This is a genomic window from Rhodococcus sp. BS-15 (genome assembly GCF_000813105.1).
Lineage (GTDB): Bacteria > Actinomycetota > Actinomycetes > Mycobacteriales > Mycobacteriaceae > Rhodococcoides.
Window position 1 is genome coordinate 1 of sequence record NZ_BAOX01000325.1, and the last position, 5309, is coordinate 5309.

Here is a 5309-nt window from a genome sequence, read left to right on the forward strand (position 1 = left end):
CGGCTCGAACGGAGCGGCACGCGAGAGAAAGCAATGATGTTCGGCGCGGAGTCGCGGGCCCGTGGCCGACGTGTCCGGGATGTCCGGCGGGTCGCTCGATTCGATGACACTCACACCGTCATTGACGGTCCGAGAGCGCGTTCGGTTCCCGTCCGGACCCTGGATCGGCCCGCGACACGGTCCTCGACCGACCCCGAGACCGACAAATGTCCGCCACGTACTCTAGGTTCGAGCACACTGCGCGCTCGGCCACAGGAATCGGCGCGTACTTCACGCGAGGACGGGGACTGGAACACGCGATGGCGACCAGGCTGACAGCGCAGGATGCGTCGTTCTACTTTCTCGAGGCCAGTAGCAGCCCTATGCACCTCGGGTCGCTCGCCATCTTCCGGACTCCGCGCAGTGGATTCAGCTACGACCGACTGCTGTCGTTGGTCGAGCAACGGTTGGCATTGGTTCCCCGGTACCGGCAGAAGGTGCGTGAGGTCGCCTTCGGTCTGGCCCGGCCGGTGTGGGTCGACGACGCGGATTTCGACATCACCTACCACATCCGCCGATCGGCACTACCCAAGCCGGGTTCGGACGATCAGTTGCACGATCTGATCGCGCGGCTGACCTCGCGCCCACTCGATCGCACTCGGCCGCTGTGGGAGATGTACCTGGTCGAGGGGTTGTCGAAGAATCGCTTCGCCGTCTTCACCAAGTCCCACTCGGCGCTGGTCGACGGCGAACACGCGCTCGACATCGGTCAGGTCATCCTGGATGCGAGCAAGAATCCACCGCCGATGGCCGAGGAACTCTGGATGCCTGCGCGCGAGCCCAAGGATTCGGCGTTGGTCATCGATGCGCTGACCGAGTTGGTGGTACGTCCGGGGGAGAGCGTCGAGGCTCTGCGCGGCGCGGTCCACGGGGCTGCCGGTGTCGCGGGTGAAGCCTTGCGGGCCGCAGCGAAGGTCGCGGCGGTGCTGCGCACCGCGACCCAGAGTGCACCGTCGAGTCCGCTGAACGCCCCGATCTCGCGAAACCGCAGATTCGCGGTGGCCAAGACCGAGCTCGCCGACTACCGCAGAATTCACAACAGGTTCGACTGCTCGATCAACGACGTGGTGCTCGCTGTCGTCACCGGGGCACTGCGCAATTGGTTGCTCTCTCGGGGCGAGCCCGTGACGGCCTCCTCGACGGTGCGGGCCATGGTGCCCATGTCGGTGTACGTCTCGGCCGATCGGGTCGGTTTCGGAGATGCGGCCGACCGGCCGGTCGAGCCGGCCGAGGAAGATCGCAGCGAGGTCTCGTCGTTTCTGGTCGATCTGCCCGTCGGTGAATCGAATGCCGTGGTGCGGCTCTCGCACATTGCGCACGCCACCGAGGCGCACGCCAAACAGAGTCGCGGAGTCACTGCACAGACACTGATGCGCATCTCCGGATTCGCCCCGGCGAGCCTGCACGCGATGGGTGCGCGAGCGGGCAGTCGGCTCTCTCAGCGGGTGTTCAATCTGATCGTCACCAACGCACCAGGACCCCAGTTCCCGCTGTACGTGGGCGGTGCGCGCATGCTCGAGATGTATCCGGTGTCGCCGCTGTTCGAGAACCAGGCGATGAGCATCGGGTTGACGTCCTACGACGGCTACGTGTTCTTCGGGCTCAATGCCGATAGAGGTGCCATGCCGGACGTGGACGTCGTCACGGCGCTTCTGCACGAGGCGCTGGAAGAGTTGGTCGACGCCAGCAACGAATCGAGAGTGTGAGGTCTTCTGCAATGCGTGTCTACGTTCCGGCGACGCTGGAGTTCTTGAAAGTGTTGTCGGCAGAGGGCGAGTTCAGCCCGGTCTCGCGCACGGCCTTCGCGGTGACACCGACGCTGCGTGAGGCGTACTCGTCCGGCGACGACGAGGAGCTCTCCGAGGTGGCGATGGGGGAGGCCGCTCGGGCCTCTCTGCGTCTGATCGCTGCTGCAGTCGACGACGAGACCGACACCGGGACGGTCGCCGAAGGGGTGGTGTACCGGCGGGCGGTGATCGCGGCCGATGTGGACGATCCCACTCTGCGCCCAGATCTGGACGATGCCGTCGTCCGGCTGAAGGAACCGTTGCGGATGGATCAGGTTGCGTCGGTCCATGTCGATCTCGAAGGGGCCGAATCGGCGGTCGCGAAGGCCGTTGCCGCTGTCGATGCCGCGGACATGGGTGACGTGGACGCGGAGTTCGTGCTCGGAGACGCCGAGGATCACACGCTCGCGTGGTACGCCCCGCAAGAATTGTCGTTTCTGCTCGAACTGCTGTAGCTCCGCGGTGTTCGTTCGCGCACTATCGACACCGGCACAGGTGTTCCCGGACCCGAACCTACGGTAGCGTAACCTCGATGACCGCAAGCGGTTCAGTATCTCGATCGAGGGGATGGAACACCCGATGGATCTGAAGAAGTGGCTGGAGGCTCCGGCGGCCGGTATATCGGCCCCCAAGCGTCCCAGACTGAACATGGTGCGTGGTGCCTTCACCCGCATCACCACTCCCTTGTTGCCCGACGACTACCTGCACCTGGCGAATCCTCTCTGGTCGGCACGCGAACTCCGCGGCCGCATCGTGCGGGTGGAGAAGGAAACCGCCACGGCGGTGACCCTGGTGATCCAGCCGGGTTGGGGCTTCAACTTCGACTACCGGCCCGGCCAGTACATCGGGATCGGGTTGCACCTCGGCGGGCGATGGCACTGGCGGTCCTACTCGTTGACCTCCCCACCGAACTGGGAAGACAAGCTGATCTCCATCACCGTCAAGGCGATGCCGGAAGGCTTCCTCTCCTCGCACCTCGTCGGCGGTGTGCCACAGGGAACCATCGTTCGGCTGGCCGCCCCGAAGGGCAATTTCGCGCTGCCCGTGCCGCCGCCGAACAAGATCTTGTTCGTCACGGCAGGCAGCGGCATCACGCCGATCATCTCGATGCTGCGGGCATTGGATCGGCACGGCGACATGCCCGACACCGTGCACATCCACTCGGCACCCACCGAGGACGAAGTCATGTTCGCCGCCGAGATCGCCGCGCTGGAGAAGTCCCATCCCAACTTCACCTCGCACGTGCAGTTGACGCGATCGGACGGCAAGTTCGCACTCGCCTCTCTCGACGAGCTCTATCCCGACTGGCGCACGCGCGACACCTGGGCGTGCGGGCCGGCAGCACTGCTCGAAGAAATCGAGAAGACCTGGAAGCGCGAGAAAATCGAGGACAGGCTTCATCTGGAGCGGTTCGAGATCTCGCGCGCCGACACCTCCGGTGCCGGCGGCACCGTCACGTTCTCCAGGTCGGACAAGAAGACCACCGTCGACGGCGCGACCAGTCTGCTCGAAGCCGGCGAGAACGTCGGCGTTCAGATGCCGTTCGGTTGCCGGATGGGTATCTGCCAGACGTGTGTGGTGCCGTTGACGGCAGGACATGTCATCGACCTGCGTTCCGGTAAGGAACACAGCGAGGGCGACCGCGTCCAGACGTGTATTTCCGCAGCTGCGGGCGACTGCACATTGGAATTGTAGGTCTGTTTTTCGCACACTGCCTTCTCAGGCTGTTCGGTTACGCTTACGTAGGTTGCCCACGTCGAAACCCGATATTTCGGGCACTGCACTCAACTGTTGGAGGACCCGGTGGCCATCACCGACATCAAAGAGTTCGCTCATCTCAGCGAAGCGGACATGGAAGCGTTCGGTCGTGAACTGGATGCGATTCGTCGAGACGTCGAAGACAGCCGCGGCGAGCGCGATGCCGCCTACATCCGTCGGACCATCAGGCTGCAGCGGCTGCTCGAGCTCGGTGGCCGCGCGGTGCTGCTCGGCAGCAAGTATCGGCCGGCCTGGATCGCAGGCACGGCGATGCTCAGTGTCGCCAAGATCATCGAGAACATGGAGCTCGGCCACAACGTCATGCACGGCCAGTGGGACTGGATGAACGACCCGGAAATTCATTCCACGTCGTGGGAGTGGGATCAGACCGGACCGTCGGAGCAGTGGAAGCGCGCTCACAACTACTCGCACCACACGTACACCAACATCGTCGGCATGGACGACGACATCGGCTTCGGCATCCTGCGGATGACCCGCGACGAGCCGTGGAAGCCGATCAACCTCGTTCAGCCGCTCGCCAACATCGTGCTGGCCACCACCTTCGAGTGGGGCATCGCGCTGCACGACTACGACGCGCAGAAGCAGCTGGACGGCGAGGACGAGAAGGGTCTGCTGAAGTCTCCGGCCAGCCGCGCCTTCGCGCGCAAGATCGCCAAGCAGGTCGGCAAGGATTTCGTCCTGTTCCCGGCACTGTCCGGCCCGGCGTGGAAGTCCACGTTGACGGCCAACGCGACGGCCAACCTCGTCCGGAACCTGTGGGCGTACGCGGTGATCTTCTGCGGCCATTTCCCCGACGGGGCAGAGAAGTTCACGATCGGGCAGTTCGAGACCGAGACACGACCGAGTGGTACCTGCGTCAGATGCTGGGCAGTGCCAACTTCGAAGCCGGTCCGGTCATGGCGTTCATGAGCGGCAACCTCTGCTACCAGATCGAGCACCACATGTTCCCGGATCTGCCGAGCAACAGGTACTCGGAAATCGCCGAGAAGGTGCACGCTCTGTGCGAGAAGTACGACCTGCCGTACACCACGGGGTCGCTCGGCAAGCAGTACCTGCTGGCGCTGCGAACCATCCACAAGCTGTCGCTGCCCGACTCGTGGTTGCGGGCCACGTCCGACAACGCTCCCGAGACGTCCTCGGAGCGGCGATGGCGCGTCGGCGATTCGCCTGCTGTTCATGCGCTTCGGATCGATCCGCTCACCGGGCAGCGTCGAGGACTGCGTTCGGCGATGCAGGAGGCGCGCGTGAGCTTGCGCAATGCCAAGAAGGAAGCCAAGCGTCAGGCCAAGGCTCTTCGTCGTTCGGGCGACCGCGTTCGATTGTGAATCGTCACACAGATTTCCGCCGCTAACCTACGGAACCGTAAGTTACGATACGGTAGGTGACGGAATTGCACATGGCCTGATACGCGAGCTGTGTGTTCACGACTGCCAGGAGGTTGTTTCCCATGGCGATTACGGACGTCAAAGAATACGCGCATCTGACCGATGCCGACATCGAGGCGTTGGGCCACGAGCTCGACTCCATCCGGCGTGACATCGAAGCGTCCCGCGGTGAACGCGACGCCCGGTACGTCAAGAACACGATCCGCCTGCAGCGCTCTCTCGACATCGGTGGCCGGGCCGTGCTCTTCGCCAGCCGCCGTCGTCCGGCGTGGCTCGTCGGCACCGCCATGCTCGGGGTCGCGAAGATCATCGAGAACAT

The 5309-nt window shown here is 64.1% G+C and carries 3 protein-coding genes and 2 pseudogenes; all 5 read left to right on the forward strand.

Annotation, left to right across the window (positions count from 1 at the left end; genetic code table 11):
* Positions 1–299 precede the first annotated feature (299 nt).
* Positions 300–1745 carry a wax ester/triacylglycerol synthase family O-acyltransferase gene (locus RHBS_RS23970; RefSeq protein ID WP_121872529.1) on the forward strand — a complete coding sequence of 482 codons (1446 nt, stop codon included), beginning with the start codon at positions 300–302 and terminating at the stop codon, positions 1743–1745.
* Positions 1746–1756: 11 nt separating this feature from the next.
* Positions 1757–2281 (forward strand): hypothetical protein, encoded by a 525-nt coding sequence (locus tag RHBS_RS23975; RefSeq protein ID WP_094614262.1) that lies wholly within the window; start codon positions 1757–1759, stop codon positions 2279–2281.
* A gap of 124 nt (positions 2282–2405) precedes the next feature.
* The gene (locus RHBS_RS23980) at positions 2406–3521 is read left to right on the forward strand and encodes a ferredoxin reductase (protein WP_128646610.1); all 1116 of its coding nucleotides are present in this window, start codon (positions 2406–2408) and stop codon (positions 3519–3521) included.
* Between the two features lie 108 nt (positions 3522–3629).
* A pseudogene (locus RHBS_RS23985) lies at positions 3630–4930 on the forward strand (fatty acid desaturase).
* A 122-nt stretch (positions 4931–5052) separates the two neighbouring features.
* Positions 5053–5309, forward strand: a pseudogene (locus tag RHBS_RS23990) (acyl-CoA desaturase); the annotation flags it as partial.